The sequence below is a fragment of the Mesorhizobium sp. M7A.F.Ca.US.002.01.1.1 genome, from assembly GCF_004022955.1.
GTDB lineage: Bacteria > Pseudomonadota > Alphaproteobacteria > Rhizobiales > Rhizobiaceae > Mesorhizobium > Mesorhizobium ciceri.
The window spans coordinates 1-2336 of record NZ_RZQE01000694.1; the positions used below are offsets into that span (position 1 = coordinate 1).

Genomic DNA, 2336 nt, shown 5'->3' on the forward strand with positions numbered 1-2336 from the left:
GCCGTGGTTCCGATTTCGGCCAGTCCAGCCCGAGCGAAGGCTTCAATCGCAGTGGCGGCGGTGCCAAGAGCGGCGGCGGTGGCGGTTCGTCGCGCGAACTGGACGACGAAATCCCGTTCTGATCGCAACTGCAGATGTTGTTTTTGGCTTAAGTCAAACATTGCGCCCGAGAGTCCCTCATGGACTTTCGGGGTTTTGCATTGTCGAACTGAACGCCGACATGGCGATCAACGAAATATGGCGAAGGACGAGTTCGATGAAAGCACGCGTAAAATGGGTCGAGGAACGCACTTTCGTCGGCGAGTCCGGTAGCGGCCACAAACTGGTGCTGGGAACCGCGCCCGGACCGGAAGGCAGGACGCCGGGACCGAGCCCGATGGAGCTGGTGCTGATCGGCACCGGCGGCTGTTCGGCCTATGATGTCGTGCACATCCTCGAAAAGGGGCGCGAGGCGGTCGAGGACTGCGTGGTCGAGCTCGAGGCCAACCGGGCGGAAACCGAACCCAGAGTGTTCACCCGCATTCATATGCATTTCGTCGTCAAGGGCAGGCAACTCTCCAGCGACAAGGTGAAACGCGCGATCGACCTTTCGATCGAAAAATATTGCTCGGCCTCCGCGATGCTTGCCAAGACCGCCACGATTACCCACGATTTCGAGGTCGTCGACACGACGGCGAGATAGAGCCGGCTTCGATTCTCGCCGCGTCAGCCTGTCAGCCCGCTATCAGCGCCTTGATGCCGTCGGCGACGAATTGCACGGCCAGTGCTGCCAGGATGACGCCGAGCAGGCGGGTCAGGATCGAGCGGCCGGTCTGGCCGAGGATGCGGTCTATGCGTTCCGACAGCACGAACACCAGATAGGTGATGGCAAGGCAGACGAAGATGATGCCGACCAGCGCCGCCTGCGCCGCGAAGCCTTGAAAGGAACCTGAGAGCAGCACAGTTGCCGCAATGGCGCCGGGACCCGCGATCAGCGGGATTGCCAGCGGGAAGGCGGCGATGTTGTGGATCATGTCCTTGGTGATGGCGACGTCGCCGATCTTCTCCTTGCGGTCCTGCCGGCGCTCGAACACCATTTCGAAGGCGATGAAGAACAGCAGGAAGCCGCCGGCGACGCGGAAGGCCGGCAGCGTGATGCCGAACACCGACAGGATCGAGGCGCCTGCAACCGCAAACAGCGCCATCACCAGGAAACCGATGATCGACGCGCGGACGGAAACCTGCTGGCGCTCCTCGCGGTTCATGCCGCGCGTCACGGCGAGGAACAGCGGCGCCAGGCCGGGCGGATCGATGGTCACGAGAATGGTGACGAACGCGTTGAACAGGCTGTCGAAACTCGGCATCTCTGACCCTCCCGCCGGGCCGTGCCCGTACCAGGATAATTGGTAGAGCAAAGCCCGTTCGGTGGGAACTGTTCGTGAGAAAGTGGTTGATGCCGGCGGGACAGCGGAGGGCGCAAAGGGTCGCGACGCTTTTATTCCGGGCTGCTGCATTCTTCGGCGATCAAACCGCTCGGCGCGCCAGGAACTCGACCTCCAGCCGCCATGTCGCGCCATTGTCGTGCGAGCGCTCGCCCAGCCATCGGAAGGCGTTTTCGGTGATGCGTGAAAAGCCCCAGCGTACTGAGCTGCCGGTGCCGTCGGTGCCCACTTGCACGATCGTGTCGCCCTCGGCGCGGCCGAGCTGGCGGCTGAAATACTGGTTGCGCGGGTCGCTCCAGAAGATGTGCCAGGCATCCGCGCCGGGATCATAGACGCGCAGCGTCGTGCCATAGAAAGTCCATTTGCCGAGCGAAGGCTGGGAACCAGTGTCCCGCGCGGGCAGGATCCAGACGTCCTGGATCGCCCGGCCTTCCAGCACCCAGCCGAAATGCACCTCGCCGCGCCCTGTCAGCACCGTTCCGTCCTCGAGGTGGCGCGAGGCCTCGAAAGTCCAGGCGCCGACGAAGCGGCCGTAAAGGCTCAGTTTTTCGGCAAGGCCTTCGATCGGTCCGGCGCTATGCAGAGCATCGGCAAACGAAGATTGATCGAACATGGTTGTGGCCTCTTCTTGTCAGGAGATTGGGAGGGAATAGGCGGTTACGGGGTTCTGGGCTTGGGAAAAATTGCTATATTTCGACCATGACGACGACCACGCATAGTCTCGCATCCGGAGCCGGTTGGCATGTGACGGATGTGATCTGCACGGCCGGCGCCGGCCGGCCGTTCGAGGAGGCGCATCAGGATTTCTGTGTGGCTGCAGTCACCAGCGGCACGTTCCGCTACCGCGCCCAACAAGGAACGGCGATGCTGGCGCCCGGCGCGCTCCTGCTCGGCAATCCCGGCACATGTTACGAA

At 62.7% G+C, this 2336-nt stretch carries 3 protein-coding genes and 2 pseudogenes; 3 read left to right on the forward strand and 2 right to left on the reverse strand.

What is annotated here, in order from left to right:
• Together EN932_RS39295 and EN932_RS34180 are read left to right on the forward strand one after the other, a co-directional pair.
• Positions 1-122 (forward strand): annotated as a pseudogene (locus EN932_RS39295) (single-stranded DNA-binding protein); the annotation flags it as partial.
• A 134-nt stretch (positions 123-256) separates the two neighbouring features.
• Positions 257-682: an OsmC family protein gene (locus tag EN932_RS34180; RefSeq protein ID WP_127368977.1), complete on the forward strand. Its 426-nt coding sequence runs from the start codon at positions 257-259 to the stop codon at positions 680-682.
• Between the two features lie 31 nt (positions 683-713).
• Here EN932_RS34180 and EN932_RS34185 read toward each other — a convergent pair whose 3' ends face one another.
• Both EN932_RS34185 and EN932_RS34190 read right to left on the reverse strand, forming a co-directional pair.
• Entirely contained in the window at positions 714-1343 is a 630-nt protein-coding gene (locus EN932_RS34185) for a MarC family protein (RefSeq protein WP_128369440.1), read from the reverse strand.
• 160 nt (positions 1344-1503) lie between these two features.
• Positions 1504-2034 (reverse strand): hypothetical protein, encoded by a 531-nt coding sequence (locus EN932_RS34190; RefSeq protein ID WP_127368978.1) that lies wholly within the window; start codon positions 2032-2034, stop codon positions 1504-1506.
• A gap of 86 nt (positions 2035-2120) precedes the next feature.
• On the opposite strand from EN932_RS34190, the pseudogene EN932_RS39300 reads away from it, so the two are divergent.
• A pseudogene (locus EN932_RS39300) lies at positions 2121-2336 on the forward strand (AraC family transcriptional regulator); the annotation flags it as partial.

Bases quoted from the DNA above. Each gene is read 5' to 3' on its own strand.
- EN932_RS34190 (WP_127368978.1), bottom strand. From the start codon at position 2,034: ATGTTCGATCAATCTTCGTTTGCCGATGCTCTGCATAGCGCCGGACCG.
- EN932_RS34180 (WP_127368977.1), top strand. From the start codon at position 257: ATGAAAGCACGCGTAAAATGGGTCGAGGAACGCACTTTCGTCGGCGAG.
- EN932_RS34185 (WP_128369440.1), bottom strand. From the start codon at position 1,343: ATGCCGAGTTTCGACAGCCTGTTCAACGCGTTCGTCACCATTCTCGTG.